The sequence below is a fragment of the Hymenobacter sp. H14-R3 genome (assembly GCF_030063445.1).
Taxonomy (GTDB): Bacteria; Bacteroidota; Bacteroidia; order Cytophagales; family Hymenobacteraceae; genus Hymenobacter.
The window spans coordinates 19,277-44,958 of sequence record NZ_JASITD010000003.1 but is presented as its reverse complement, the minus strand read 5'-3'; the positions used below and the strand labels follow the sequence as shown (position 1 = coordinate 44,958).

Below are 25,682 nucleotides of genomic sequence, written 5' to 3'. Positions count from 1 at the left end.
GTAAAACACAATTAAAGGCAACATAATGCCGGTTATTCACCAGCAACTACGTGCGCAACGCCTCCGGCTTGAACTCACGCAGCAGGACCTAGCCGAACTGAGTGGCTTGTCGGTACGCTTGCTGCGGGAACTGGAGGCTGGCCGGGCCAACCCGGGGCTGCGGCAACTGGAAAAGCTGGCGGCGGTACTCAACCTAACCCTGACTCTGGTGCCCAAAAATGATGAAGCCGCAAGCCGCTGAGTTACTGTACAATGGCGCGGTGGCGGGCGTGTTGCGGCGGTCGGGGCTCCAGTATTCCTTCCGCTACGAGGCGGCTTATTTGCAGGGTGCGCAGGCCGCCATCAGCCTCACGCTGCCCAAGTGGCCCGAGGCGTTTGTGTCGCCGGTGCTGTTTAGCTTTTTTTACGGCTTGCTGGCTGAAGGTGTGGCGAAGCAGATTCAGTGTCGGGAGTTGAAAATTGATGAGCGGGACCACTTTACCCGGTTGCTGCGCACGGCGCACACCGAAACGATAGGGGCCGTGACGGTACGCGAAATTTCCCCTGCTGTATGACCGTCTGCGCCGCCTGCCTACGCCGCTTAAAGAAGGCGGAAACTGATTTTTGCGCCGCTTGCCGCCAGGAGCTTTTCGATGGCACCGCAGTACCCGCCGTGTTGCCCTTTGCCCCGCCGGCCACGGCAACCGAGGAGCAGTTGCAGCAGTTGCAGCAGTTGCGCGAGCTAACGCGCCAGATTTCGGTATCGGGCGTGCAGGAGAAATTTTCGCTTCGGCTGGCGCGGGAAGCGGAGGAGCCGCACCTGGCCCTAACGGCGCGGGGCGGCCAGTATATCCTAAAGCCGGTGCCGCCGACCCGCTTTCGTGATGTAAACGAACTACCAGCTAATGAGCACTTTACCATGCAGCTGGCCCGGCAGGTATTCAAGCTGCCCACCGCTGCCTGCGCGGTACTACGCTTTGCCGATGGCAGCCCGGCCTACCTGACGCGCCGCTTCGATGTGCAGCCCAATGGCCTGCGCCTGGCGCAGGAAGACTTTGCGCAGCTGGGCGGGCGCACCGAGCAGGAGCACGGCGATAACTACAAATACGACTTTAGCCATGAGGAAATGGCGCGGCTCATTCGGCAGCACTTAGCGGATAGCTACGTGGCCGAACTAACGTATTTCTTCCGCCTCACGCTCTTCAACTACCTGGTGAGCAACGGCGACGCGCACCTCAAGAACTTCTCGCTCTATCGCCAGCCCGGCGGCGAGTATGGCCTCACGCCCGGCTACGACCTGCTCAATACCAGCCTGCACGTGCAGGGCGGTAACGGCCTGGCCCTCGACCTGTTTGCCGACGACTACGAAACGCCCAGCTTCGTGGCCAATGCCTACCTGGCCTACGACGACTTTCTGGAGTTTGGCATTCGTATTGGCCTGCCAATCAGCCGGGTGCGCCGGGTGCTGGCCGATATGGCGGGCCACGAAGCCGCCACCGAAAAGCTGCTAGCCCGCAGCTTTTTGCCGCCCGCCCGGCAGGCGGCCTACGCGGCCAGCCTGGCCAGCCGCCGCCAGCGCCTGCGCTGTTCGCTGGCCGGCCGGGTCAGCTAAGCCGCTGCCCGGCCCGTACACGGCCCATGTCATCATCAGTTGAATATGGATTGCGCCTGTTGGCGGGGTTGGCCGGCGGTTGGCTGGTCATTACCACCGTATCGGGGGCCATTCGCTCGTTTGTGCTGCCACGCAACGAGTCGGTGCGGCTCAATGCCTTCGTGTTTGGGGGGCTGCGCGCCGTGTTCGACTTTGCGGCGCGGCGCGCCAACAACTACGCCCGCCGCGACCGCATTCTGGCGCACTACGCGCCGGTGGGGCTCGTGGCGCTGCCCATTGGCTGGCTGGCGCTGGTGGGGCTGGGCTACGCGGGCATTTATTGGGCGCTCGGCGTCGATGGCTTCACCAAAAGTTATGAGCTGAGCGGCAGCTCCTTGCTCACGCTGGGCACTGCCAAGAATAACGACTTCGTAATCAACGTGTTCAGCTATTCGGAAGCTACGCTGGGGCTGCTACTGCTTACGCTGCTCATCTCCTATATTCCGACCATCTACCAGGCGTTTTCGCGGCGCGAGCTGGTGGTGGCGCAGCTGGAGCTGCGGGCCGGGGTGCCGGCCACCCCGCACGGCCTGGTGCAGTGGCTGGGCCAGGATAAAGATTTTACCAATGACGATGCCCAGTGGCTGGCCTGGGAACAGTGGCTGGTGGAACTCGACGAAAGCCATACCTCGCTGCCGGTGCTGGCCTTTTTCCGGTCGCCGCAGGGGGGGCGCTCGTGGGTGCTGGCGACCGGCCTCATCTTGGATGCCGCCAACCTACTGTTTTCGGCGCTCGACGTGCCGCGCTCGCGGCAGGTAGAAATCACCTTCACGGCCGGCGTGCTGGCCCTGAATCGCATTCACCGCTTTTTTGATAAAAAGTCCGAAACCACGCCCGTTGAGCTGCGCACCCCCGAAGAAATGGCGGCCACCACGCCCGGCCGCGCCGAATTTGCCCAAGCCTGGCAGGCCCTGCGTGCCGCCGGCCTGGCCCTGCGCCCCGACGAGGAGCTGGCCTGGCAGCACTACACGGAGCGCCGCGTGCGCTACGAGCCCTCTCTTAAGTTTTTGGGTGCGCTGCTGATGACACCGCCAAGTATTTAGTAAATAACTGATCAACAAATAGTTGAAATGTGCGCGGGTGGCGCGGGACTTTGCGCCGTGCCACCCGCGCAGTACCGGTTACTCATCGGGCAGAATGTTGACGTCCTGCACCAGCACCATTTTCTCAATTTCGCGGCCGCGCCGGGTGTTGGCCAGGCCGCCGAGGGCGGTTTCCTTGTAGCGGGTTTCCATGCTCTGGCCCACCTCGCCGAGGGCCGCCACGCACTGGTCGACCGGAATAACGGGGTCGACGCCCGCAATGGCAATCTGGGCCGAGGAAAACGCGATGGCCGCCGCCGAGGCGTTGCGCACCACGCAGGGCACTTCCACGAGGCCCGCCACGGGGTCGCACACCAGGCCCAGCATGCACTGAATGGTGATGGCCACGGCCGCAAACGTTTCCTCCACCGAGCCGCCCAGGCAGTACACAATGGCGCCCGCGCCCATGGCGGCGGCCGAGCCGGTTTCGGCCTGGCAGCCGCCCACGGCCCCGGCCAGCGAGGCGTTTTGCTCGATGATGAGCGCCACGCCCGCTGCTACCAGCAAGCCCTCCAAAATCTTGCGGTCGCTGAGCTTGTGAATGCGCTGAATGGTGGTGAGCACGCCCGGCAAAATGCCCGACGCCCCGGCCGTGGGCGCGGCCACCACGCGGCCCATGCACGAGTTGACCTCCTTGGCACCTAATGCGCTAATTACTAATTCTTTAAACTCGGGCGAAAGCACCGTAATGGGCGAGGCGGCAATCTTCTTGGCCCCGTTATTAATCATGCCCGAGCGCGAGGTCATGTTGCCGGTCTGGCCCTCGTGCACGGCGTCGCGCATCACGTCGTAGGCCCGCTGCAAAGTGGGCCAGATGGCCTCCTCCGTGGCACCCTTTTGCTCAATCTCGTAGGCTAGCACGGGTTGGTAGAGCGGCTCGCCGGTAGCGGCGCAATGCGCCTGCCAGGAGGCGAAATCAGTGAATAAGAGCGACATGGGTGGGGTGGGAGCTGGTAGGGGAGGGGAGAAAGATGTTAAAGGTAAAAAAGAACGTCAGGCTGAGCTCATCGAAGCAGCCCTACCACGCCGCCAGGATAAGTAAACCCAACGGCGCAGGAGAGCTGCTTTAATAAGCTCAGCCTGACGTTCTTTTTCATCAGGCAAATTCGGCTATCTACGCGGCCGGCTCCTTGGTAGTCACCAGCTTCACGCTGGCCGAGTTGATGCACAGGCGCAGGCCGCTGGGGGCCGGGCCGTCGGGGAAGGCGTGGCCCTGGTGGGCATCGCACACGTTGCAGAGCACCTCAATGCGGGTCATGCCGTAGCTCGTGTCTTTCTTATACTTAATGGCATCTTCCTCCACGGGCTGCGTAAAGCTGGGCCAGCCGGTGCCGCTCTCAAACTTGGTGCGCGAGTCGTAGAGCGGGGTGCCGCAGCACACGCAGGCGTAGAGGCCGGCTTCGTGGGCCTCGCAGTATTCGCCGGTGAAGGCGCGCTCGGTGCCGTGCTCGCGGGTTACGTGGTATTGCTCGGGGGTGAGCTGGGCTTTCCACTCGGCGGCGGTTTTCTCCACGCGGCGGGGCGGGGTGGGGGCGTGGTTGGCCAGGCGGATAACGTCGTTCCAGGTTTGCATCTTGGTTGGGGGATTGCTAGTGGCAGTTTGGTGAGGGTAAAACGCACGGCGGGCCGTGGGGGTTCACCCGTTTGGGAATGGGCCCGGGGGCTACCGCCACGCTTGCAGCAGCGCCAGGCCCGCCGGCCAGTCGCCGTGGCCGCTGGCGGTATTGAGGTGCCCCGCCGGGCCCACGTCGACCAGCCCGCTGCCCCAGGCGGCGGCAAACTGCCGGGCGCGGGCCAGGGTTACCCATTCGTCGGTGGTGCTGGCTACCACGGTGCTCGGGAAGGGTAGCTGCCGCATGGGCATCGGCCCAAAGCCAGTGGTTGGAAAAGCCGCGAAGTGCGCCGTTTCCACGTCGACTGGTGCCACCAGCAAGGCCCCTTTCAGGCGGTGGCCGTGAGCGGCGGCCCAGTGCGCTACCGCCGCGCAGCCCAGGCTGTGGGCGATGAGCACCACGTGGGCCAGGTCTTCGCCGGCCAGCGCCCGCTCGATGGTGGCCACCCACTCGTCCTTGTCGGGGGTGTCCCATTCGCGCTGCTCGATGCGGGTAAAGTCGGGGTTCAGGCGCTCGAAATACGTCTGCCAATGGCCGGGGCCCGAGCTGCCCAGGCCGGGCACGACGAAGAAGCGGGTTGTTCTTTGCATGGCCAAAAGTAGCTTTTTTGTCCTTTGCCGCGTTATATTCTTTCTATGAAGCTCCTTTCCGCCGCCCAAACCCGCGAGCTTGACCAGGCCACCACCGCCGAGCAGCGCACCACCTCCACCGCCCTCATGGAGCGCGCCGCCACTGCCCTGGCCGGCTGGCTGCACCGCCGCTACACGCCCGCTGAGGCCGGCGAAATACTACTACTGTGCGGCCCCGGCAACAACGGCGGTGATGGCCTGGCCCTGGCCCGCCTGCTTTACCTCGGCGGCTACGCCGTGCGCCTGGGCCTGCTGCCCGCCGCCAAGTACGCCGACGACTACGAGTACAACCACCACGTGCTGCCCAAAGTCATTCCGATAACGGAGCTGAGCGAGGAGAAGCTACCTGATATTCAGCCCGGTACGCTAGTAGTTGATGCCCTGTTTGGCACCGGCCTCAGCCGCCCGCTGGCTGGGCTGGCCGCCGCCGTGGTGCAGCACCTCAACGCCAGCCAGGCCCGCGTAGTGGCCGTGGACCTGCCCAGCGGCCTGCTCGCCGATGCGCCCCAGCCCGATGCCGCCGCGCCCGTGGTGCAGGCCCGGCACACCATTAGCTTCGGCCTGCCCAAGCTGGCGTTTTTGCTGCCGCAAAATGCGGCGTACGTGGGCGAGTGGCACGTGGTAGACATTCACCTGAGCCAGGATTTTGTGGCGCAGGCCGCCACGCCCTGGCACCTCACCCGCCTGCCGGGTACCAGCGGCTTCGACGCCGCGCTGGCCGCCCGCCAGCCCGACGTGACGCTGCCCCGCCGCAGTAGGTTTGCCTACAAAAATACCTTCGGGCACGCCCTGCTGCTGGCCGGTAGCCGGGGCAAAATAGGGGCCGCCGTGCTGGCCGCCGGGGCCTGCCTGCGCGGCGGCGTGGGTTTGCTCACGGTGGCGGTGCCGGGCGAGGGCTACGGCATCCTCCAAACCACCCGCCCCGAGGCCATGTGCCTACCCGACCCGCAGCCTGACTTCATCAGTGAATTACCCGAACTAGCTGCTTACCAGGCCATTGGCATCGGCCCCGGCCTGGGGCAGGCAGCGGCCAGCCGCGCCGTGCTGGAGAAGCTGCTGCGCGAGGCCAAGGTGCCGCTCGTGCTCGATGCCGACGCGCTCAACCTGCTGGGCGCGCACCGCGACTTGCTTGACCTGCTGCCCGAAAACACGGTGCTTACGCCCCACCTCGGCGAGTTTGCGCGCCTCACCGAAAAGGTAGCCGACGACTACCAGCGCCTCGCCCTGCTGCGCGCCTTTGCCCAAAAGCACAAGTGCGTGGTTGTGCTCAAAGGCGCCTACACCGCCGTGGCCGCGCCCGATGGCCAGGTGTATTTCAACAGCACCGGCAACCCCGGCATGGGCACCGGCGGCAGCGGCGACGTGCTCACCGGCCTCGTGCTGGCCCTGCGCGCCCATGCCCAGCTCGATGCCCTCACGGCCGCCCGCCTCGCCGTGCTAGCCCACGGCCACGCCGGCGACCTCGCCGCCCAGCAAACCGGCGAAGCCGGGCTGGTAGCCGGCGATTTGGTGGACCACATTGGGCCAGCGCTGCGGGCGCTTACGGCGTGAGCGGGTAGTTGCCAAAGCGGAAGGGCGCTGTTAAGTAACGCTCCCTTAGCTAAATTACAAACTACTGCCTGCAGAGACTTTCCGTGCTAGTGTTTTCACCGCAGAAGACGTAGAGGAGTCGCAGAGGTCGTTCTTCTGCGAAGCCCCCTGCGTCTTCTGCGGTGAAAATACGTTAACCCATCAAAGTAGGGGTAAACGGCCATTAGCGGCGGATTTTTGCTGATGGCCAGCTACTTACCTATACCCCTCACTAAAAAACGAAATACGCTGCTGCCACCACCAGCAACGTGCCATCGGCCACGAGGGCGAAGAAGTAGTCGCCCCGCGTGTCGCGGGCCACGGCAATAACCCAGGCGGCCAGCCCGGCCGGCAGCAGTACGGCCAGCGGCGCGGCCCCGCGCGCTAGCCCTAGCGCCACCGAAGCGGCCAGCAGGCTGAGCGAGACCGCCTTGGCCCCAGCCAGGCCCAGCACCACTGGCATGGTGCGCAGGTTGGTAAGCTGGTCGCGGCTCAAGTCTCTGATATCGAACACAATGGCTAGCGCCGACACCAGGCAAAACCGTTGCGCCAGCAGCCCCGCCGCTGCCGCTAGCGGCCGGTGCAGCGCCAGCACGGGCAGCCCCACCGTCACGGCTGCCCACACGCCCCCAATGAGAAACACCTTGAGCAGCGGCACCTCGCGCACGGCCCGCCAGCGCCCGCGCCAGGGCAGCAGCGGCAGCGAGTAGCCCAGGGCCAGCGCCGCCAGCGGCAGTAGCAGCGGCAGGTAGTGCAGCCAGCCGCCCAGCAGTAGCAGCACGCCCCCGGCCCCGGCCGCCGCGCCCGCCAGCGCCGCCAGCGCCCAGCGGTGGCGGTGCTGCCAGGCCTTGCGCCCCGAGGCACCGGCCGGCTGCTGGTGTTTGAAGGGCAGCGCCGCGTCGAGGTTGTAGGTGAGCAGCGTAACGGCAAATACCAGTGCCACCGCCTGCCAGCCGGCCGGCCCAAAGCCGCCCGGCAGCTCGCGCAGCACAGCCGCCGTTTGGGCCGCCGCCGCCAGGGCCAGCCACGCGCTGCTATACAGCAGGGCATCGAGCAGGCACAGGGGCAGGGCGCGGCGGGTGGCAGGCATGTAAAGAGCTGGTTACTTGGTAAATATGCAAAAGAACGTCATGCTGAGGCTACCGAAGCATCTCGCCGGAGGGCGGTAACCCAATCGTTTAACGGATTTGGTTACTACCCCACGCGAGATGCTTCGGCAGGCTCAGCATGACGTTCTGTTTAGGCTATGCGAAGCGGTGAAGCTTATTTTACGCGGTCGCCGAAAGTCTTCTCGTAGAGCGAGATGCTTTCGTTGATGATGCGGTAGGCATCCTCGCGGCCCAGGAACTGCTTTACTTCTACGTGCTTCTTTTCCAGGGCTTTGTAGTCCTCAAAAAAGCGCTGCATTTCCAGAATCATGTAGGGCGGCAGGTCGCCCAGCTCGTTGTAGTGGTTCACGCTCACGTCGTGAGCGGCTACGGCAATGATTTTATCGTCCTCCTCGTCCTGGTCCAGCATCTGCATCACGCCGATGACTTTGGCCTCGACCAGGCACATGTGGGGGATATCGACCGAGCACAGCACCAGGATGTCGAGCGGGTCCTTATCGTCGCAATACGTTTGCGGAATGAAGCCGTAGGCGGCTGGGTAATGCACGGCGGAGAACAGCACACGGTCGAGCTTTAGCAGGCCGCTTTCCTTGTCAAGCTCGTATTTGCCTTTGCTGCCTTTGGGAATTTCGATGACGCCGGTTACGCTTTCGGGAAGGTTATCGCCGCGCGACACGTCGTGCCAGGGGTTAAATTGAGCCACTTTGGGAAGATGAGAGAGATAAATAAGAAACTAACGTAAAAATGCGCTTAAAGGCTGAACCGGCCTACTCCAGCACCCGCAGCAGCGGTGTGCCGCTGCACCCGCTGGGCTCTTGTATGTGCAGCCACCGGGCCACGGTGGGGGCAATGTCCACGATTTTGACGGCCTCGGCCGACTCGCCGTGGGGCACGTGCCAGCCCCAGAACAGCAGCGGCACGTGGGTGTCGTAGGCCCACGAGGCGCCGTGGGTGGTGCCCTTCACCACGGGGTAGCTGTAGGCTTCGAGCCAGCCCGGCGACATCACAAACAGCACGTCGCCCGAGCGCGGGGCGTAAAAGCCATTGGCCTGGTACATGCTCAGGCCCACCGGCCAGGCGTTGCGCTGCAAGTCGGTGGCCGAAATGGCCTGCGCAATGTGCGGCTGCTGGCGCAATATTTCGGCTACTTCGTTCTGCACCTTGGCCAGCTCCAGCTTTTTTTCCAGCAGCAGCTCGCGGTTGAGGTACAGCTGCTGGTTTTCGAAGTCGAGTATCCACTTGCCCGGCCCGTGCAGGCGCACCAGGGCGCGCTGCACCGAGTCGCGCATGAGGCTGGTGCCCAGGCCGCCGCCCGGCAGGCGGTGGGCCTCCAGGAAGCCGGCCGCCTGGTCGGCGGCGTGGTCGGCGGTCAAAAATACAAGGGCCTGGCCCTTACCCACTTGCTTATCAATGGCGTCGAGCAGGCGCGCCAGGTCGCGGTCGAGGCGCAGGTAGGTGTCCTCGGTTTCGATGGCGGTGGTGCCAAACTGGTGGCCTACGTAGTCGGTGCTGCTAAAGCTGAGGGCCAGAAAATCGGTTTGGCCGCGTTGGCCCATTTGCTCCTGGCGCAGGGTTTCGAGGGCAAAATCGGCGGTGAGCGAGTTGCCGAAGGGCGTGGAGCGGATTAGGTCGAGGTTGCGGGTGGGGGCGGCGGGCGGCTTCTCGCCCGAGGCGCGCTCGTTGGCCTTCACGGCGGCGGGCACCGTGGCGCTCAGCGTGGGCAGGTCGTGCGGAAACACGGGCTTTTCTTCGCCCTTGAAGGCGGCCTCCCAGGGCACATCGTCGGGGGTGCTTTCGGTGTACTGCCCGATGGGCAGCAGCGGGTGCCAGGGCTTGCTCAGGTACTCGGCGGCGTGGCCGGCGGCGTTGAACTTGGCCACCCACTCGGGTAGGGCCGCGGTGTAAAAAGTGCTCGTAATAAAGGCCCCATTGGAGCCGTCGTACCAGTAGGCGGCGTTGGCGGCGTGCCCGGCCGGCAAAATGCTGCCCCGGTCCTTGATGCACACGCCGATAACCTTGCTCTGAAAATTGGTGGCCAGCCGCAGCTCGTCGGTGATGGTGGTGGCCAGGTTGTGGCGCGGCGACATTTGGCCCGCCGCCGCCGTGCCGCCCACGGCCTGCACGGTTTTATCGTCGGTGACGTAGGTGGTTTTGCCCGTTTCGCGCTCAAACCAGTTGTTGCCCACTATGCCGTGGGTGGCCGGCGTGGTGCCGGTATAAATGCTGGTGTGGCCCGGCCCGGTATAAGTAGGCACGTAGTTGTAGTTGCAGCTTTCGTAGCTAAAGCCCTCCCCCATAAGCCGCCGGAAGCCGCCCTTGCCAAATTTATCCCAGTAGCGATAGAGGTAGTCGTAGCGCATCTGGTCGACCACAATGCCCACCACCAGCTTGGGCCGCGCCAGGGCGGGGGCCTTTTTCTGGGCCAGCGCCGGCAGGGCCAGCAGCGACAGCAACAATATCTTTTTCATGCAAAAACCGGTAAAGGAGGCTGGCAAAGATACCGTGCGGTTCATTCTGGCTGCGTGTGAAATTACCGTTAGCCCATGCCCGACCTCCAGGCCCTCATTTTCGATATGGACGGCGTCCTCATCGACAACACGGCCGTGCAGGCCCGCGCCTTTCAGTTGCTTTTCCGCGACCTGGACCTGACCACCAACGCCCGCCGCCTGCTGGCCCGCCTCAACGGCATGCCCGCCACGGAAATATTGCAGTCCGTTTTCCGGCACCAAGTGCCTGAGAAACAGCTGAAAGAGTACGCCGCCCAGCGCGAGTTTCTGTACCGTACCCTGTACTGGGCCCAGCGCAAGCCCCTGGCCGGCCTGGTCGACTTCCTGACGGCCGCCCGCGCCGCGGGCCTCAAAATCGGCCTCGGCACGGGCTCGGGCGGGGCCACGCTCGGCTACATCCTCGACCACCTCGACCTGCGCCGCTTCTTCGACGTGGTGGTGGGCGAAGACGACGTGCGCCAAGGCAAGCCCCACGCCGACACCTACGCCGTAGTAGCCCAAAAGCTGGGCCTGAAGCCCGAAAGCTGCCTGGTGTTCGAAGATGCGCTGCTGGGCGAGCAAGCCGCCTACCGCGCCAAGATGCGCTGCGTAGCCGTAGCTACTACTTTGAAGGCCAAAGACTTTCAGGCCCCGCTCTTGGTAATCAACGACTTCACCGAGCTTACGCCGGCCCGGCTGCACGCGGCGTTTGGGCAGGCCGGGGCCGTGCCCAAGCCGGCCAAGGAAGTTGCCAAAAAGCAGTACGCGCAGCAGTAAGCGGGCCGCCCCCGCGCCGGGCTACGCCCCCGGCAGCAGCTCCAGCGCAGCAGTTAGCGCCCGCGCTACCGCTATCTGCCCGATGTCAGGGTCTTTAGCCGGTGGGCTGAAGTCGCCCTGCGCGAAGCGGGCCTCCTGGCTGGGCGGAAACAGGCAGCGGCAGGCGGCGTGCAGCAGCCAGGGCGGATAGGGAAAAAACTTGCCGTAGTTTTCGCCCATCAGCAGTACCAGGCAGGGCGTGCCGGCCTGGGCCGCCAGGTGAGCGGCTACCGTGTCGTTGCTGATGAGCAGGCGGGCCCCGGCCACCAGCGCCGCCAGGCCGGGCAGGTCGGTTTGGCCGCAGCGGCTGGCGAGGGGCACGCCTGGCCCGGCCTGCTGCATCATGCGCCGGGCGTGCGCCGCATCGGCCGGGCTGCCAGCAATGAGCAGGCGGTAGGGCGGGCCGTAGTGCTGGTGCAGCGCCCGCGCCAGCTGGGCAAAGTGCGCCACCGGCCACCGCTTCTGCTGGGCGCTGGCCCCCGGAAACAGCACGATATACGGCCCGGCGGCGGCCTCCGCAGCGGCGGCGGCCGGCACGCTGGTGGGCAGCCGCAAGGGCGCGTTGGGTAGGGGAGTAGTAGGGGTAGCGTTAGGTATTAAGCTTGCAGACAGCCAATTAACAAAAAATTCCTGATTGCGGTCGTACTCAAACAACACCTCGCGGGCGCTGGGCAGCAGCTGCGTATAGCCAGTATTGAGGATGCCAAACCACGGGCTCACTTGGTGCGCGCCCTGGCTAGCCACCCGCACTGGCGCACGCATAAACCGGATAAAATTCTCCACGGCCGGCTCGCGCACGTGCAGCGGGTTGATGACTTCGCCAAAGCCAGCCTGGCCGATAACGCCCAGCAAATCAGCTCGGTAAGTCGGGTCCTTTATAAAGCGCCCCGTTTCCAGGGGCAGCAGCTCGTCGAAGCAATCGGCGTCCCAGGCCAGGGCCAGTGGGGCCCACAGGGCATTGGCCAGCAGCGTGAGGTGCTGGCCCCGGCCGCGCACCACGGCCGCCAGCTGCCGCAGCCACGGCCGAAACAACAGGTAATCGCCGATGGAGTCGTGGCGCACTACCAGCACCCGCGTAGCCTGGGGCGCGGCCTGGGTGGCCAGCGCCGCCGCGTCGGCCTGGTTGAGGGCGGCCAGTTGGCGCGGCTGGCGGCCCCGCCGGCTTAGCTGGCGCAGGCGCAGAATAAGGGAGCTGAGCATGGGCTGCAAGGCGGGCCGCCCGGCTACTTTTTCTTGAAAATACGCTTCATTTTTTTCCAGCCGGTGAGCAGCTCGGCCTGCTTGGTTTCCAGCTCATCGGCCAGGCCCACCGCAAAAAGGCCCTGCTTAATGAACACGCTGTCGCTGCCATCCTTGTACCACAGCTCGTAGCTATTAGCTGTCAGCCAGGTGTTTATCTCCGTAAGAAAGGGGTTGGTGTAGTACTTGCCGTGGGTTTCGATGCTGAGCACCCGGGGGCGGCTGCGCAGGTGCTTGAGCACGTACCACTCGCCGCCCTCAATGTCGATGCTCAACAGGTCGATGGTGCCGTCGTCGATGGTCGAAAACTGCACGCACGGCACCTCAAACGTGGTATCCTCGCTGATGCGGTAGCGGTCGTTTTCGAGGGCCGGGCTGGTGGGCAGCTCGGTGGCAAACGTGGACGATGCGGCCCGCGATAGCTTAAGCGTGCCGTTGGTGTCCCACACGGCCACGGCGTGCACCTGGGCATTGTAGGGCGCAAAGGTGGCCTTGACCTTGGCCGCCACGTCGGGGTCGGCCTCCACCAGCGTGGCCCGCGTGCCCTGCTGCACAAAGTCGATGATGTTCGACGTTTCGGGAATGTACACGCCCACCTCGCACACGTGGTTGAAGGTGAGGTTTTTAGAGGAAAGCTTCTCGAAAAGGCGGGTCATGGCTGGGTGGTAGAAATAGGTAGTTGCTTGAAAGAGAACGTTATACTGGGCGTTCTTTAGTAGCTCCTCAGGAAGCTGCGGGCGCAGCCGGCGCGGCCATGTAGGTGCCGCACACCTTGCAGGTGCGCAGGTCGTCGTTGGCCCAGAAGCGGTTCATAATGGGCGGCAGCTGGGCCACGATGTCCGTAATCTCGGCGTACTCTTCGTAGAGCTGGTGGCCGCAGTTTTCGCAGTACCACTGGAAGCCATCGAGCTCGCCGGGCTGGCGGTAGCGCTCCAGCACGAGGCCCACGGTGCCGGCCGGGCGGCGCGGCGAGTGCGGCACGCCGGGCGGCAGCAAAAACATTTCGCCGGCCTTTATTTCGATATCTACGGGCTGGCCGTCCTCGATAATCTTGACCGTCATGGTGCCTTCCTGCTGGAAGAACAGCTCCTCGCCCTCGTCCACGTGGTAGTCTTTGCGGGCGTTGGGGCCGCCCACCACCATCACAATAAAGTCTTTGTTATCCTTGAAAATCTGCTGGTTACCAACCGGCGGCTTCAGCAGGTGGCGGTGCTCGGCAATCCACTGCTGAAAATTGAAGGGGCGGGCGATGGGCATGGCGGCGCGTGGAAAAAGACGTGGAGAAAAGCCAGCCGGGGCGCTCAAAAGCAGCCCGCTTGGCCCAGCAAAAGTAATCGCCGCCGCCGCCTGGGGCCCGGTGGTGCCATTGCGGCGGCCCGGCGGCGGTGCCGGGGCTAGTTTTGGGGCCTCAACCCGCGCGGCCTGGCCGCCGCCTCCGTTTTTTGCCTTGGTCAAGTTCGATACGCTCTCCATTGTCATGCCCGTGTATAACGAGGCGCGCACGGTGCACCAGATTCTGGACCTGCTGCGCGAGCTAACGCTGGTAAGCGGCATCGGCAAGGAGCTGCTGGTGGTAGACGATTGCTCGACCGATAGCTCGGTGGCCGTGATTGAGGCCTACGCCGCCCGCTACCCCGCCTTTCGGCTGCGCCTGCTGCGCCACGCCACCAACCAGGGCAAGGGCGCGGCCCTGCACACCGGTATTCGGGAGGCCACCGGCGACTACATCATCGTGCAGGATGCCGACCTGGAGTACGACCCCGAGGAGTACAACCTGCTGCTCAAGCCGGTGCTCAAGGGCTTTGCCGACGTGGTGTACGGCTCGCGCTTCATGGGCGGGCAGCCGCACCGCATCCTGTTCTTTTGGCACAGCATCGGCAACGCCCTGCTCACGTTTTTATCGAATATGGTGACCGACCTCAACCTCACCGACATGGAAACGTGCTACAAGCTCTTCCGGCGCGACCTGCTGCAAGGCCTGCACCTGGAGGAAAAGCGCTTCGGCTTCGAGCCCGAAGTCACAGCCAAAATAGCCCGCCTGCCGGGCGTGCGCCTCTACGAAGTGGGCATCAGCTACTACGGCCGCACCTACGCCGAGGGTAAAAAGATAGGCTGGCGCGATGGGTTCCGGGCCCTCTACTGCATTGCCAAGTATGGGTTGCTGGGCCAGTAGTGGCCCGCCTACTTGTTGTAATAGAGCTTTTTAACTGGCGTAATGCCCCAGTAGTACAGCATTTGAGCGTTGTATTCCGATTGCGAAGCCTCGCCGATGGGCGACCACGCCAGCACGTTACAGAAGCTCGACAATTGCACCACCGGCTCGGGAGCGCGGCTCAGCTGGTCGAGGCTCCAGCGCTCGCAGCCATTGTCGTTGGGCAGGTGCACCTTGCGGTCAGCATACATAAAGAAGCCGGCCACCACCAGTACCGCCCCCAGGTAACCCGCCCGCAGGCGGCCCGTGAGTTGAAATAGCAGAAAGTAAGTAGTTAAGCCATAGGTAAATAGTAGCGTTAGCAGTACCGGCAGCGCCGAGTCGTTGCGCAGCAGGTAGGGCCGGTAGCTGCGGTAGCCTCCAAACGGCAGCAGCAGCATGTAGACCACCGCAAAAAACGCCACCCAGCGCAGCAGTAGCAGCACCCGCTGCCGCGCGGCCGAAGGCGCAGCTAATTTAATGACCAATAGGTAGTTAATTAAAATAAGCCCAACCAATATCGGTAGCCCCGCTTGCCAGGTCATCATCTTGGCTACTCCCACGGGCAGCAGCCGATACAGCTCGCCCAGCGAGTGGTCGTGCGAGTTCTCCGAGTTGTTGCGCCCAATGTAGAGTGAGTAGAGGCACAGCGCCCCCAGCGCCCCCAGCAGGCCCACCGCCTGCCACGACAGCCAGCTGCTTACCCCGCCAACTACCGCGCCCGTGCCGCGCCGCCGGGCCTGCACCTGCTCCCAGGCCCATGCTAACGCTATGCCCAGCAGCACAATAGCCACCGAGGCCGTGGCCACCGGCCCATTAAAGGCCACCACCACCATCAGCCCCAGTAGCAGCAGGGCTTGCAGCGGCCCCACCCGCAGCGGCTGCTGCTGGCAGGCGGCCCGGTAAAAGGGCCACAGCACTAGCAGCAGCAGGCCCATGGGCAGGGCATAAAAGAACGTGTACGTCACGGCCCGGTTGGTAATGCCCATCTGCTCATTGTAGCCGTTGACCTGAAAAAGGGGTACGAGCAGCGCTGCTGCTACCCAAAAGCTGCCACGCCCGGCCGCTGGCCCCGCCACTGCCTGGCGCACATAGGCTGCCAGTAGCAGCAGCAGCAGCGCCTGCACCGCCGTGGTAAACAGCGCACTAGCCGCATAAAGGCTGCTGATGGGGTTGGTGAGAAGGTGTAGCAGGCGCGGCACCGCTTTCCAGTACAGCCCCATGGAGGCGTGGGCAAAAAAGCGGTTGGGGGCACCGTATACCTCGTGCTTGGCCAGCACGGCCCAGCCAAAGGGGTCATGCAGCACCTGCGTGTACCACGGGGCCGGCAGCACAATGGCCACCAGGTCGCCATCCATTGGCAGCTGGTAGCTCTGCCAGTAGGTAAAGGCCAGGTCGAGGGCCACAAATGCAACCAGCAGTAGGGTTAAGTACCTTTTATTCATGTTGATAGCCTGCCGGTGGGATAAGCATGGGCCGGCGCGCCCTCGTGCGGGCCCTTAGTCCTTAATGCTTAGCTTAACGTCGTCCAGAAACACCTCGTCGCTCGCGCCGGCCCGCCACATAAACAACCGTAGGCGATTGGCCGCCGTGATATTATCAGGCATGGTGAAGTCTTTGCTAACCTTTACCCACTCGCCGTACGTCTTCACCACGTCGCTAAACTTGAGGTCACCGCCGCCTATCGACTCGTTGCCCTGGGGCTGTATTATTTGCAGGCCGATGGTGCCCGTAGCCTGCGCGCTGGGCATATACACCCAGGCATCCAGGTGCACGGTTTTGAACTTGCTATTGCTGATTTGGCCCAGCGGCATCTCAAACGTCAGGCTGAAAGCGTGGTCTTTGTCCACCTTCAGCGCATACTGGCCCGAGTGCGCCCGGCTTTTAGTCACCAGGGCGACATCGTTGCGATTGGGGTCGTTGCTCCAGCCGGGGCCCGCCTCAAAGTTGTTGAAGGTGATGGTTTTATCATCGATGGTGGTGTCCGTTGTATCGTGCGCATCATCTTTTGAAGAGCACGCGCCGAGCGAGGCAAGGCCTACCAAAGCGGCAAGGTATTTCATACCAAGAAAGAAAGAAGGAGGGGAGTGAAATGGCAAAAATAGCTGCACCTGGGTAGTAAACGCCTGGGCCTGGTTCCGAATGGCCCGGCGCAGTACCCGGAAGAGTTGGCCTGCGGCCCGCTTTTGGGCAAAGTCGCCAGCGAGTCTATTGGGGAAAGGTTGCCAACGCGGCTACCTTTGTGACCGCCACCCGTCAGGCAAACCGACTTTTTATTTGGTTTGCACGCGTGATAACCCTCATTCGGAGGCCGTTACCCGCACCTGGCCACTGCTATGAAACAGCTCCTGATTTTTCAACTTCTTCAATGAGTATTATTTCACGCCGCCAGCAAGTAATTTGTACGCTGCTGCTTTTTCTGTTTATGCTGCTGCTGGTGCCTCGGTCAGGCAACACCTATGACATGGGCTTTTGGGTGCGCTGGGCCACCCACATTTTTGAGCACGGCCTGGGAAATGTTTACCAACTACAAGACGATACTTACAACCCGTTCTACCAGTACATTTTGTGGGTGTATGCCCACATGATGGGTAGTGTGGAGAAAATACAGTATTACTTTCACTGGCTCAAGGCCTTCCCGCTATTATTTGATTTTGTGGGGGCCTTTTGGGCGGCCTCGTTGGTGCAGGAGCGCAACCGGCGCTTTGGGCTAGCCCTAATGCTGCTGCTAAACATTGCCTATGTGTACAACAGCATTGTGTGGGGGCAGATTGATGGTATCTATTCCTTCTTCGCCTTTGGCGCAATTGTTTTGGCAGTGAAGCAGCGCACAGCAGGTAGTGTTATGCTATATGTATTGGCGTTGGCAACCAAAACGCAGGCTATTATATTTTTGCCGCCACTGCTGCTGCTGTGGCTGCCGCCGTGGTGGCATCGGCCCCGGCAGGCGGTGCAGGCTGTGCTGGCGGGAACCACCCTGACGGTATTGCTGCTGGCCCCGTTCATCTGGTGGTCGTGGGAAAGCTACTTGCCGCGCATTATTGAAAACAATTTGGGGGTTATTGATATATTCCCCAGGTTGTCTATGAACTGCTATAACTTATGGTACCTCCTTGTTCCGGAAGACGTGATGTATACTATTTATGATACGCATGCCTTCGCCGGATTAACATATCATAAATGGGGACTACTCTTGTTTTTCGTGTCTTCGGGCCTGGTACTATTGCCCCTGATAGTGGCAACGTGGCAGTCGCTACGCCATGCTGCGGCCCGCCCTACTAGTGCCTTAGTGCTGCTCACCTGCGGGGCCATCCCACTGCTGTTTGGGTTTTTTAATACGCAGATGCACGAGCGCTATTGGCACGGTGCCATCATATTTTTGGCTGCCTATGCTTTTGTGAGCAACAACTACTGGCCCTACGTAGTAGGCTCAATAGCCTACTTTCTCAACTTGGAGGCCGTGCTGCGTCACCTGGAACTCCTGAAGTATGGCGGAACGCTCTTATTTGACCCCCGGTTTGTAGCGGGAACTTTTGGCCTTGCCATACTTTTAGCCGTACTAAAAATTTATCAGCTGGCACCCTGGCGTATTGGCCAGCCTAGTAGCAAGCCAACTTCTCCGATTCTGGCCTCCCCACTGCCCCTTGCGTAAGCTCGGCCTGCGTTTTCAGGGCTACTGCGCTGCCCTTAAGTGTTGGGGGCGAGGCACCGAAAGCTGCTGGGCCAGGTAATTATCTGGCAAGCAACTATGATGGGCAATCCGAGCGCCGGGCCAGTGGCTTCGTCCCGTGCGAGCAAGCAAGCCGCCCTTGAAGTAGCGCTTCTGGCGCTGGTGCTGCTACTGGGTGCAGTAGTAGGCGGCCAGAAATTCATCGGGCGGCGGGGCCGGGTATTTTGTTCGCCAGCTGCTATTATACTGGCCATTTTTGGGGTGTGGGGCGGGGCGCTATCAGGGCTTTTTTGCTCAATAGAGCTGAATGTCAAGCGGCTCAATTATTTTTATCTGCCTTGTGTGGTGCTGGCGGTGTGGGTTACTACCCTTATTGCCAACAGCTTTTTACCCAGCGTACTCCGGCCGTCCTTGCGCCTGGTGGTGGTAGGCTGGCTGCTGCTGGAAGGCGACCTAGCCGTTGTCCATTATTTCATCGAATACCGGACGGGGCCCATCAAGTTGCAGTTCAACAACGGCCTGGGGGAGGCCTTTGCGATGGGTGAAGGCATGCGGGGCATCAACCAGTTGCGCATCATCGGCCTGCTGCCCTTGCCCTGCGTCTCCACCCTGTTTTACCTGCGCTACCCACCCGTTTGGTTTCAGCGCGAGGTCAGGGAGCAGCTACAAGAGGGCTCTTACCGAGTATATCGCTTCGGCCAATGAAATGCCGGGGGCTGCACCTACGGCTACCTATTGCGCAAAAACGAGTACGGGAAGTTGCCTTGGCAAGTACTTTTCACCAACGGTGACTGGGAAGTTGGCATGGTGAGGCCCGTAGGGGGCAGCCGCTAAGCCTGCTCTGCCCAAAACCTTTTCCCTCTCGCCCTTTCGATTACTTATCTCGCATGGACTTATCGGTAGTTATTCCCATCTATAACGAGGAAGCCAATATTGGTGAGCTGCACCGCCGCCTCACGGCCCTTCTGGCTCCCATGGCGCTGCCCGGGGGCTACGAGTTGATTTTTGTGAATGATGGTTCGCGTGATGCTTCCCTGCCGCAACTTATACAGCTGGCCGAGCTCGATGCCGCTCACGTGCGCTACCTGAGCTTCAGCCGCAATTTTGGCCATCAGATTGCCGTGACGGCGGGCCTCGACCGGGCCGAGGGCGAGGCCGTGGTCATCATTGATGCCGACTTGCAGGACCCGCCCGAGCTGATTCCAGGCCTCTACGCCAAGCTGCGTGAGGGCTACGAAGTAGTATATGCCAAGCGGCGCTCGCGCCAGGGCGAAAGCGTGGCTAAAAAAATGACTGCCAAGCTGTTCTATCGCATCCTGCGGGCCATGACGCACGTTGAGATTCCGGTCGATACCGGCGATTTTCGCATCATCTCGCGCAAGGTGGTGCTGGCTCTGCGCCAGATGCCGGAGCAAAACAAGTTCTTGCGCGGCCAGATTTCCTGGATTGGCTACCGTCAGACTTTCCTTGAGTATGACCGCGCCGAACGGGCCGGCGGTGTCACGGGCTACACCTATTCTAAGATGCTGCGCTTTGCCCTAGACGGCATTACGGCCTTCTCCGATGTGCCGCTTAAGGCGGCTACCGTAAGCGGCTTTTTTGTGTCGGCCCTAGCCTTTATCGTCATTCTCTACACGCTTTACGAACGCTTTGTGACGCGGCACTACCAACCAGGCTGGGCCTCCCTGATGGTCAGTATCTTGTTTTTGGGTGGCGTGCAGCTTATCGCCATTGGTGTTATCGGTGAGTACTTGGCGCGCCTCGGGGCCAACGTGCGCCAGCGGCCCCTCTACATCGTGTCGGAGGGCAACCTGCCGGCCCCGGCCAACACCCCTTTGGCGTAGGATACGGCCCCGCGCCGTTTTAACGTTGAGGGCTTAAACCAACCAGCATATGAGTTGCCAACTAGTGAAGGCCCACCCCGTGGGGCGGCCGGTGCGGTGGATGCGCGTGTTGCGTTTGTGCGTAGCATTCTGTTTATTGTCTTTCAGCGTGTTAGCTCCGGTAGCAGCGCAGCCCCGCGGTACCTTGGCGTTGCCCGCCGATACGCTGCCCCCCGTGTCGGAGGCGCTGGTGCGGCACTACCTGGCGCGCTCGCTTTCGGTGCAGGCCCTCAACTACTGGAATGCCAGCGTGGCCCAGCGGCGCACGCTCATCAACTGGGCCGCCGACGCCGGTATGCGGATGGCCGGCCGCACCGGCGGCTGGTGGAGCACGCCCAACTCCGACCAGGCCCTGCACGCCTTCATCGACACCTTGCAGCGCAATGTGCAGCTTATGCACGCCCGGCAGCCCGATATCGTGGTGCAGGGCTGCATTTTTGAGCTTGTGGAGCCCCATGTGGGTAATCTCACCGTGCCCAACCGCCTGCGCGCGGCCTTCGGCGAAGACACCCTGGCGCTGCGTCAACGCCGCTTCAGTTTTGCCAACATCGTGTACCCGGAGTACCACGACCTCAGCAACAGCAGCTACCGCTGGGGCGATAGCCCACCGGGCCAGGCCCCGGGCGTGCCTGATATGAGTCGGTCCGAAGCCCAGCTCTGGTTCTACTACTGTGCTGTATTGCAACTGGATGCGGGTTGCGAAGCGCTGCACTTTGGGCAAATTCGCCTCATCGACGACGCGGCCCACGACCCCGGCCACCGCGCTTTCTGGGGGCTGTTGCAGCGTATTCGCCGCTATGCCCGCACCCGCAACCGGGGCTTTGTACTCTGTGATGCCCACACCCATGGCGAGCACTACGACCCAATACCCGCCGCGCCTCTACCCGATTCGGTACGGCAGCTGCTCTTCGACTTTCACTCATTCCCGCTACGGCCCGTTGAGGCCGATACTGTGCGGGCCGGCACCCACGCCGCTTACCTGGATATAGACCCCTGGGGTAACCCGGGGGGCGGTATTTATGTCCGCAGCCAGGGAGGGCGGGCACCGGGCGGCTGGTTGTGCCGCCACCTGCCCGCCCAGGCCGAATTTGATAACGGTATCAGTGGCACGCCCGGTAAGCCGGGGCAATGGCCCCTGGTATGGGGCCTCGACGAGATATCGTGGTTTGCCAACCAGCCATCGGCCTACCGCAACCGCTGGCTCATTTATGCCCAGGCCCGAGTGCGGCAGCTCGACCCCGCCACCTACTTTCAGCCCGCTGGCGGGCGCGGCGTGTCCCTCCAATCATACGCTAGGTACCACTACTGGGCCACCGAGGCCGGCCAGGCCGAAACCATTCGGGCTATTTGGGCAGGCGAAACCACGGCCGAAGGTGCCCGCCTGTTGCTTATTGGCCCGTCCGCGCCCTGAGTGGCCCGATACTGGCTAGGCGGCCTAACCTCGCTTAGCCTGTTACCTTTGCGAGCGCAAAACCCTACTCCGCCCCGTGGCCGAACCCGCAGCTAACTTTTACGCCCATCCCACCGCTGTGCTCGACGCGGGCTGCCGCGTAGGGGCCGGCAGCCGCATCTGGCACTTTTGCCACCTGGCGGGCGGCGCGGTGCTGGGCGAAGGCTGCTCGCTGGGCCAAAACGTGTTTGTGGCCGATGGCGTGACGCTGGGCCGCAATGTGAAGGTGCAAAACAACGTGAGCCTCTACGGCGGCGTGGTGTGCGAAGACGACGTTTTTCTGGGCCCCTCGGTGGTGTTTACCAACGTGAAGAACCCGCGCAGTGCCGTGCCGCGCCGGGGTGAGGGCCACTACCAAACTACTCATTTAGAGCGCGGTGTCAGCGTCGGGGCCAATGCTACACTGGTGTGCGGCATTCGGCTGGGGCGCTACGCTTTTGTGGGCGCGGGCAGTGTAGTCACGCGCAACGTGCCGGCCTATGCCCTCGTGTATGGCACGCCCGCCCGCCCGCAGGGCTGGATGAGCGCCGCCGGCCACCGGCTCACGTTTGATGAGCAGGGCCGCGCCACTTGCCCCGAAAGCGGGGAAGCCTATCAGTTAAGTCCTGACAAAAAAGCCATAACCGAAGCTAATTAAAAATTGAGAATTAAGAATTAAAAATTGGTAGCAACTAAGCACAATTAATTAATTTTTAATTTTTAATTCATAATTTATAATTCTAAAAAAAAGTGTACGATAAACTCCTCCGCAAAGAAGCCAAGCTAGCCGTGATTGGCCTCGGCTACGTGGGCCTGCCCATCGCCCTCGAATTTGCCAAGCAACTCTCGGTTATTGGCTTCGACATCAACGCCGGCCGCGTCGAGATGATGCGCAACCACCAAGACCCCAGTGGCGAGCTCGACAGCGCGGCGTTTGAGGGCTGCGACATCACCTTCACCGACTCGCTCGACGTGTTGCGCGAGGCGCAGTTCTTCATTGTGGCCGTGCCCACGCCCATTGATGAGCACGCCCAGCCCGACCTGCGGCCGTTGCTCGGGGCTTCGGGCTCGGTGGGCAAGGTGCTGAAAAAGGGTGATTACGTGGTGTTTGAGAGCACCGTGTACCCCGGCTGCACCGAGGAAGACTGCATTCCGGTGATGGAAAAGTTCTCGGGCCTGCAATTTCCCGGTGATTTCAAGGTGGGCTACTCGCCCGAGCGCATCAACCCCGGCGACAAGGAGCACACCCTCACGCGCATCATAAAAGTGGTAAGCGGCTGCGATGCCGAGAGCCTCGACGTGGTGGCCAAAGTGTACGAGCTGGTGGTGAAGGCCGGCGTGCACCGCGCCAGCAGCATTCGGGTGGCTGAAGCCGCCAAGATTATTGAAAATACCCAGCGCGACGTCAATATTGCGCTCATGAACGAGCTGTCGATGATTTTCGACCGCATGAACATCAACACCTACGAGGTGCTCGAAGCCGCCGGCACCAAGTGGAACTTCCTCAAGTTCAGCCCCGGCCTGGTGGGTGGGCACTGCATCGGCGTAGACCCGTACTACCTGACTTACAAGGCGAAAGAGCTGGGCTACGACGCCAAGGTTATTCTGAGCGGCCGCACCACCAACGACAACATGGGGGCCTACATCGCCCGCAAAACGGTGCAGATGATGATTAAGCGCGGCAAGGACGTGGCCAAAAGCCGCGTGCTCGTGATGGGCGCTACGTTCAAGGAAAACGTGGAGGATATCCGCAATTCCAAAGTGGCCGACGTTATTCAGGAGTTGAAAAACTTCTCCGTGAACGTGGATATCGTGGACCCCCACGCCAGCTCCGACGAGCTGCACCACGAGTACGGCTTCCGCCTCACACCGGCCGACAAAATTCGCCAGGATTACGACGCCGTTATCGTGGCCGTCAGCCACTTACCTTACGTCGACAAGGACGAGGCGTACTTCCAGTCCATCACGGCCGACAACGCCGTACTGGTCGATATCAAAGGCCTCTACCGCACCAAGCCCATGCAGGAGCTCCACTACTGGAGCCTTTAACAGTAAATGAGTAGATGCGTAACTGAGTAAATTGGCTCAGGCGCTTATTTAACTCATTTACGCAGCTACTCATTTACTTATTTACAGCATGAAGATTCTGGTTACTGGCGGGGCCGGCTACATCGGCTCCCACACCGTGGTTGAGTTGGCCCAGGCGGGCTACGAGCCGATTATTATTGACAATTTCAGCAACTCGAAGGAGTCGGTGCTGGGGGGCTTGCGCGCCATTCTGGGCCGCGACGTACCGTGCCACCGCATCGACTGCGGCGACGCCGAGGCGTTGCGCGGGGTACTCAAACAGGAGGATAACGTGCAGGGAGTCATTCACTTCGCTGCTTTTAAGGCGGTGGGTGAGTCGGTGGCCGAGCCGCTCAAGTACTTCCAGAACAACGTGGGCTCGCTGCTGACGCTGCTGGAAGTGCTGCCCGAGTTTGGCATCGAAAGCCTCGTGTTTTCATCGTCCTGCACGGTGTATGGCGTGCCCGATGCGCTGCCCGTGACGGAGGCCACGCCCACCAAGCCTGCGTCGTCGCCCTACGGCCGCACCAAGCAAATGTGCGAAGACATCGTGCACGACCTGGCGGCTGCCCCTGGCAACAAGCTGTATACCATCTTGTTGCGTTATTTCAACCCCATCGGGGCGCACGAGTCGGCCAAAATCGGTGAGTTGCCTCTGGGTACGCCCAACAACCTAGTGCCCTTTATCACGCAAACGGCAGTCGGCATCCGCGAGAAGCTGACCATTTTCGGCAACGACTACGACACCGTGGACGGTACCAACGTGCGCGACTACATCCACGTCGTGGACCTGGCCCAGGCGCACATCGCCGCCGTGCAGCGCTTGCTCGACCGCAAGGCCACCGATACCGTCGAAACTTTCAACGTGGGCACCGGCCACGGCAACTCGGTGCTCGAAGTAGTGCAAACCTTCGAGCAGGCCAGCGGCCAGAAGCTCAACTACGTCATTGGCCCCCGCCGCCCCGGCGACGTGCCCGCCATCTACGCCGATGCTACCAAAGCGGCTGAGGTACTGGGCTTTAAAACCAGCACCTCCCTCTTTGACTCGCTCGCCAGCTCCTGGAAGTGGCAGCTTACGCTCGGTAAATGAGTAGGTGAGTAAATGAGTAAGTGCAGTTGTACTCAACTTCCCTTACTCGTTTACTCTCTTACTCATTTACTCCCTTACTCATTTATCGCATGAAAATTCTCATCACCGGCGGCGCCGGCTTTATCGGCTCGCACGTTGTGCGCTTGTTCGTCAACAAGTACCCCGAGTACCAGATTCTCAACCTCGATGCCCTCACCTACGCGGGCAACCTGGAGAACCTGCGCGACATCGAAAACGCGGCTAACTACCAGTTTATCAAGGGCGACATTGCCGACCAGTCGTTCATCGACCAACTGTTTGCCAACGAGGAGCCCGACGCTGTGATTCACCTCGCCGCCGAAAGTCACGTCGACCGCAGCATCACCGACCCCATGGCGTTTGTGAAAACCAACGTCATTGGCACGGTAAACCTGCTGAACGCGGCCAAGAACCTGTGGAAGCCCAAAGGCTTTGAGGGCCACACGTTTTACCACGTCTCTACCGACGAGGTATACGGCTCGCTGGACTTCGGCCCCGAGATGTTTACCGAGGAAACGGCGTACGACCCGCGCTCGCCCTACTCGGCGTCCAAGGCCAGTTCCGACCACTTTGTGCGCGCCTGGCACCACACCTATGGCCTGCCCATCAAGCTCAGCAACTGCTCGAACAACTACGGCCCCAACCACTTCCCCGAGAAGCTGATTCCGTTGGCCATTCACCGCCTGCGCACCGGCCAGAAAGTGCCCGTGTACGGCAAAGGCGAAAACGTACGCGACTGGCTCTTCGTGAAGGACCACGCCACGGCCATCGACGCGGTTTTCCACAACGGCAAGCTAGGCGATACCTACAACATCGGCGGCGTAAACGAGTGGCAGAACCTCAAACTCATTGAGTTGCTGTGCGATGTGGTGGATGAGAAAACCGGTCAGCCCGCCGGCACCTCGCGTCAGCTCATCACGTTCGTGACCGACCGCGCCGGCCACGACATGCGCTACGCCATCGACTCTAGCAAAATCATGAACGAGCTGGGCTGGAAGCCGAGCGTCACTTTCGAGCAAGGCCTCAACCAGACGGTTGACTGGTACCTCGCCAACCAGGAATGGCTGGATAACGTTACCAGCGGCACGTACCAGGACTATAACGCCAAGCAATACGCTGGCCGGTAATACGTTAATAACAATGCCGCCTGTCATTGTGCTC

Annotated in this window: 26 protein-coding genes; 15 read left to right on the top strand and 11 right to left on the bottom strand. The window is 61.9% G+C overall.

Going from position 1 to position 25,682, the window contains the following annotated elements; genetic code table 11:
• Positions 1-25: 25 nt before the first annotated feature.
• The 4 genes from QMK33_RS23555 to QMK33_RS03915 are packed head-to-tail and all read left to right on the top strand — an operon-like array spanning position 26 to position 2,673.
• Positions 26-241, top strand: coding sequence for a helix-turn-helix domain-containing protein (locus tag QMK33_RS23555; protein WP_502867041.1), 216 nt, complete (start codon positions 26-28; stop codon positions 239-241).
• Positions 219-554: a HipA N-terminal domain-containing protein gene (locus QMK33_RS03925; protein ID WP_283563248.1), complete on the top strand. Its 336-nt coding sequence runs from the start codon at positions 219-221 to the stop codon at positions 552-554. The genes QMK33_RS23555 and QMK33_RS03925 overlap by 23 nt, the downstream gene beginning before the upstream one ends.
• Positions 551-1,591, top strand: coding sequence for a HipA domain-containing protein (locus tag QMK33_RS03920; RefSeq protein WP_283563247.1), 1,041 nt, complete (start codon positions 551-553; stop codon positions 1,589-1,591). The genes QMK33_RS03925 and QMK33_RS03920 overlap by 4 nt, the downstream gene beginning before the upstream one ends.
• A 26-nt stretch (positions 1,592-1,617) precedes the next feature.
• On the top strand, positions 1,618-2,673 hold the full coding sequence (locus QMK33_RS03915; protein WP_283563246.1) for a hypothetical protein: 1,056 nt from the start codon (positions 1,618-1,620) through the stop codon (positions 2,671-2,673).
• 78 nt (positions 2,674-2,751) lie between these two features.
• On the opposite strand, the gene sdaAA is transcribed toward QMK33_RS03915, so the two are convergent.
• The 3 genes from sdaAA to QMK33_RS03900 all read right to left on the bottom strand — a co-directional run bounded on the left by sdaAA (position 2,752) and on the right by QMK33_RS03900 (position 4,915).
• Complete coding sequence (sdaAA, locus tag QMK33_RS03910) at positions 2,752-3,648, bottom strand: L-serine ammonia-lyase, iron-sulfur-dependent, subunit alpha (RefSeq protein ID WP_283563245.1); 897 nt, start codon at positions 3,646-3,648, stop codon at positions 2,752-2,754.
• A 178-nt stretch (positions 3,649-3,826) separates the two neighbouring features.
• Positions 3,827-4,285 carry a peptide-methionine (R)-S-oxide reductase MsrB gene (gene msrB, locus QMK33_RS03905; protein ID WP_283563244.1) on the bottom strand — a complete coding sequence of 153 codons (459 nt, stop codon included), beginning with the start codon at positions 4,283-4,285 and terminating at the stop codon, positions 3,827-3,829.
• A 90-nt stretch (positions 4,286-4,375) separates the two neighbouring features.
• On the bottom strand, positions 4,376-4,915 hold the full coding sequence (locus tag QMK33_RS03900) for an RBBP9/YdeN family alpha/beta hydrolase (protein ID WP_283563243.1): 540 nt from the start codon (positions 4,913-4,915) through the stop codon (positions 4,376-4,378).
• A 45-nt stretch (positions 4,916-4,960) separates the two neighbouring features.
• Between QMK33_RS03900 and QMK33_RS03895 the strand changes: the two genes are divergently transcribed.
• Positions 4,961-6,505 (top strand): NAD(P)H-hydrate dehydratase, encoded by a 1,545-nt coding sequence (locus QMK33_RS03895; RefSeq protein WP_283563242.1) that lies wholly within the window; start codon positions 4,961-4,963, stop codon positions 6,503-6,505.
• A gap of 250 nt (positions 6,506-6,755) precedes the next feature.
• Here the strand turns inward: QMK33_RS03895 and QMK33_RS03890 are convergent, their stop codons facing one another.
• From QMK33_RS03890 to pafA, 3 genes are all read right to left on the bottom strand, one after another.
• The gene (locus tag QMK33_RS03890; RefSeq protein ID WP_283563241.1) at positions 6,756-7,613 is read right to left on the bottom strand and encodes a UbiA prenyltransferase family protein; all 858 of its coding nucleotides are present in this window, start codon (positions 7,611-7,613) and stop codon (positions 6,756-6,758) included.
• A 173-nt stretch (positions 7,614-7,786) separates the two neighbouring features.
• The gene (locus QMK33_RS03885; RefSeq protein ID WP_283563240.1) at positions 7,787-8,335 is read right to left on the bottom strand and encodes an inorganic diphosphatase; all 549 of its coding nucleotides are present in this window, start codon (positions 8,333-8,335) and stop codon (positions 7,787-7,789) included.
• Positions 8,336-8,399: 64 nt separating this feature from the next.
• Positions 8,400-10,100, bottom strand: a complete 1,701-nt coding sequence (gene pafA / locus QMK33_RS03880; protein WP_283563239.1) for an alkaline phosphatase PafA — start codon at positions 10,098-10,100, stop codon at positions 8,400-8,402.
• 75 nt (positions 10,101-10,175) lie between these two features.
• On the opposite strand from pafA, the gene QMK33_RS03875 reads away from it, so the two are divergent.
• Positions 10,176-10,895, top strand: coding sequence for an HAD family hydrolase (locus QMK33_RS03875; protein WP_283563238.1), 720 nt, complete (start codon positions 10,176-10,178; stop codon positions 10,893-10,895).
• Between the two features lie 21 nt (positions 10,896-10,916).
• On the opposite strand, the gene QMK33_RS03870 is transcribed toward QMK33_RS03875, so the two are convergent.
• From QMK33_RS03870 to QMK33_RS03860, 3 genes are all read right to left on the bottom strand, one after another.
• Positions 10,917-12,134: a glycosyltransferase family 9 protein gene (locus QMK33_RS03870; protein WP_283563237.1), complete on the bottom strand. Its 1,218-nt coding sequence runs from the start codon at positions 12,132-12,134 to the stop codon at positions 10,917-10,919.
• A gap of 23 nt (positions 12,135-12,157) precedes the next feature.
• Entirely contained in the window at positions 12,158-12,829 is a 672-nt protein-coding gene (locus QMK33_RS03865; RefSeq protein WP_283563236.1) for an FkbM family methyltransferase, read from the bottom strand.
• Between the two features lie 67 nt (positions 12,830-12,896).
• Positions 12,897-13,430 carry a 3-hydroxyanthranilate 3,4-dioxygenase gene (locus tag QMK33_RS03860; protein WP_283563235.1) on the bottom strand — a complete coding sequence of 178 codons (534 nt, stop codon included), beginning with the start codon at positions 13,428-13,430 and terminating at the stop codon, positions 12,897-12,899.
• 220 nt (positions 13,431-13,650) lie between these two features.
• On the opposite strand from QMK33_RS03860, the gene QMK33_RS03855 reads away from it, so the two are divergent.
• Entirely contained in the window at positions 13,651-14,346 is a 696-nt protein-coding gene (locus tag QMK33_RS03855; RefSeq protein ID WP_502867044.1) for a glycosyltransferase family 2 protein, read from the top strand.
• Between the two features lie 8 nt (positions 14,347-14,354).
• Here the strand turns inward: QMK33_RS03855 and QMK33_RS03850 are convergent, their stop codons facing one another.
• Together QMK33_RS03850 and QMK33_RS03845 are read right to left on the bottom strand one after the other, a co-directional pair.
• Complete coding sequence (locus QMK33_RS03850) at positions 14,355-15,809, bottom strand: hypothetical protein (RefSeq protein ID WP_283563233.1); 1,455 nt, start codon at positions 15,807-15,809, stop codon at positions 14,355-14,357.
• A gap of 54 nt (positions 15,810-15,863) precedes the next feature.
• Positions 15,864-16,427 (bottom strand): carbohydrate binding domain-containing protein, encoded by a 564-nt coding sequence (locus QMK33_RS03845; RefSeq protein ID WP_283563232.1) that lies wholly within the window; start codon positions 16,425-16,427, stop codon positions 15,864-15,866.
• 179 nt (positions 16,428-16,606) lie between these two features.
• On the opposite strand from QMK33_RS03845, the gene QMK33_RS03840 reads away from it, so the two are divergent.
• The 8 genes from QMK33_RS03840 (at position 16,607) to rfbB (ending at position 25,648) form a co-directional block, all read left to right on the top strand.
• Entirely contained in the window at positions 16,607-18,016 is a 1,410-nt protein-coding gene (locus QMK33_RS03840) for a putative hexosyltransferase (protein WP_283563231.1), read from the top strand.
• A 96-nt stretch (positions 18,017-18,112) separates the two neighbouring features.
• On the top strand, positions 18,113-18,739 hold the full coding sequence (locus QMK33_RS03835; RefSeq protein ID WP_283563230.1) for a hypothetical protein: 627 nt from the start codon (positions 18,113-18,115) through the stop codon (positions 18,737-18,739).
• 182 nt (positions 18,740-18,921) lie between these two features.
• Positions 18,922-19,878, top strand: coding sequence for a glycosyltransferase family 2 protein (locus tag QMK33_RS03830; protein ID WP_283563229.1), 957 nt, complete (start codon positions 18,922-18,924; stop codon positions 19,876-19,878).
• Between the two features lie 49 nt (positions 19,879-19,927).
• Complete coding sequence (locus tag QMK33_RS03825) at positions 19,928-21,328, top strand: hypothetical protein (protein WP_283563228.1); 1,401 nt, start codon at positions 19,928-19,930, stop codon at positions 21,326-21,328.
• A gap of 76 nt (positions 21,329-21,404) precedes the next feature.
• On the top strand, positions 21,405-22,004 hold the full coding sequence (locus QMK33_RS03820) for an acyltransferase (protein WP_283563227.1): 600 nt from the start codon (positions 21,405-21,407) through the stop codon (positions 22,002-22,004).
• Positions 22,005-22,096: 92 nt separating this feature from the next.
• Entirely contained in the window at positions 22,097-23,395 is a 1,299-nt protein-coding gene (locus QMK33_RS03815; protein ID WP_283563226.1) for a nucleotide sugar dehydrogenase, read from the top strand.
• Positions 23,396-23,483: 88 nt separating this feature from the next.
• Complete coding sequence (gene galE, locus QMK33_RS03810; RefSeq protein ID WP_283563225.1) at positions 23,484-24,503, top strand: UDP-glucose 4-epimerase GalE; 1,020 nt, start codon at positions 23,484-23,486, stop codon at positions 24,501-24,503.
• Positions 24,504-24,592: 89 nt separating this feature from the next.
• Complete coding sequence (rfbB, locus tag QMK33_RS03805; RefSeq protein WP_283563224.1) at positions 24,593-25,648, top strand: dTDP-glucose 4,6-dehydratase; 1,056 nt, start codon at positions 24,593-24,595, stop codon at positions 25,646-25,648.
• Positions 25,649-25,682 lie beyond the last annotated feature (34 nt).

What these genes read in the sequence shown, in the direction of transcription:
- QMK33_RS23555 (WP_502867041.1), top strand. Translation starts at nt 26, where the DNA reads ATGCCGGTTATTCACCAGCAACTACGTGCGCAACGCCTCCGGCTTGAA.
- QMK33_RS03925 (WP_283563248.1), top strand. Translation starts at nt 219, where the DNA reads ATGATGAAGCCGCAAGCCGCTGAGTTACTGTACAATGGCGCGGTGGCG.
- QMK33_RS03920 (WP_283563247.1), top strand. Translation starts at nt 551, where the DNA reads ATGACCGTCTGCGCCGCCTGCCTACGCCGCTTAAAGAAGGCGGAAACT.
- QMK33_RS03915 (WP_283563246.1), top strand. Translation starts at nt 1,618, where the DNA reads ATGTCATCATCAGTTGAATATGGATTGCGCCTGTTGGCGGGGTTGGCC.
- sdaAA (WP_283563245.1), bottom strand. Translation starts at nt 3,648, where the DNA reads ATGTCGCTCTTATTCACTGATTTCGCCTCCTGGCAGGCGCATTGCGCC.
- msrB (WP_283563244.1), bottom strand. Translation starts at nt 4,285, where the DNA reads ATGCAAACCTGGAACGACGTTATCCGCCTGGCCAACCACGCCCCCACC.
- QMK33_RS03900 (WP_283563243.1), bottom strand. Translation starts at nt 4,915, where the DNA reads ATGCAAAGAACAACCCGCTTCTTCGTCGTGCCCGGCCTGGGCAGCTCG.
- QMK33_RS03895 (WP_283563242.1), top strand. Translation starts at nt 4,961, where the DNA reads ATGAAGCTCCTTTCCGCCGCCCAAACCCGCGAGCTTGACCAGGCCACC.
- QMK33_RS03890 (WP_283563241.1), bottom strand. Translation starts at nt 7,613, where the DNA reads ATGCCTGCCACCCGCCGCGCCCTGCCCCTGTGCCTGCTCGATGCCCTG.
- pafA (WP_283563239.1), bottom strand. Translation starts at nt 10,100, where the DNA reads ATGAAAAAGATATTGTTGCTGTCGCTGCTGGCCCTGCCGGCGCTGGCC.
- QMK33_RS03875 (WP_283563238.1), top strand. Translation starts at nt 10,176, where the DNA reads ATGCCCGACCTCCAGGCCCTCATTTTCGATATGGACGGCGTCCTCATC.
- QMK33_RS03870 (WP_283563237.1), bottom strand. Translation starts at nt 12,134, where the DNA reads ATGCTCAGCTCCCTTATTCTGCGCCTGCGCCAGCTAAGCCGGCGGGGC.
- QMK33_RS03865 (WP_283563236.1), bottom strand. Translation starts at nt 12,829, where the DNA reads ATGACCCGCCTTTTCGAGAAGCTTTCCTCTAAAAACCTCACCTTCAAC.
- QMK33_RS03860 (WP_283563235.1), bottom strand. Translation starts at nt 13,430, where the DNA reads ATGCCCATCGCCCGCCCCTTCAATTTTCAGCAGTGGATTGCCGAGCAC.
- QMK33_RS03855 (WP_502867044.1), top strand. Translation starts at nt 13,651, where the DNA reads ATGCCCGTGTATAACGAGGCGCGCACGGTGCACCAGATTCTGGACCTG.
- QMK33_RS03850 (WP_283563233.1), bottom strand. Translation starts at nt 15,809, where the DNA reads ATGAATAAAAGGTACTTAACCCTACTGCTGGTTGCATTTGTGGCCCTC.
- QMK33_RS03845 (WP_283563232.1), bottom strand. Translation starts at nt 16,427, where the DNA reads ATGAAATACCTTGCCGCTTTGGTAGGCCTTGCCTCGCTCGGCGCGTGC.
- QMK33_RS03835 (WP_283563230.1), top strand. Translation starts at nt 18,113, where the DNA reads ATGATGGGCAATCCGAGCGCCGGGCCAGTGGCTTCGTCCCGTGCGAGC.
- QMK33_RS03830 (WP_283563229.1), top strand. Translation starts at nt 18,922, where the DNA reads ATGGACTTATCGGTAGTTATTCCCATCTATAACGAGGAAGCCAATATT.
- QMK33_RS03825 (WP_283563228.1), top strand. Translation starts at nt 19,928, where the DNA reads ATGAGTTGCCAACTAGTGAAGGCCCACCCCGTGGGGCGGCCGGTGCGG.
- galE (WP_283563225.1), top strand. Translation starts at nt 23,484, where the DNA reads ATGAAGATTCTGGTTACTGGCGGGGCCGGCTACATCGGCTCCCACACC.
- rfbB (WP_283563224.1), top strand. Translation starts at nt 24,593, where the DNA reads ATGAAAATTCTCATCACCGGCGGCGCCGGCTTTATCGGCTCGCACGTT.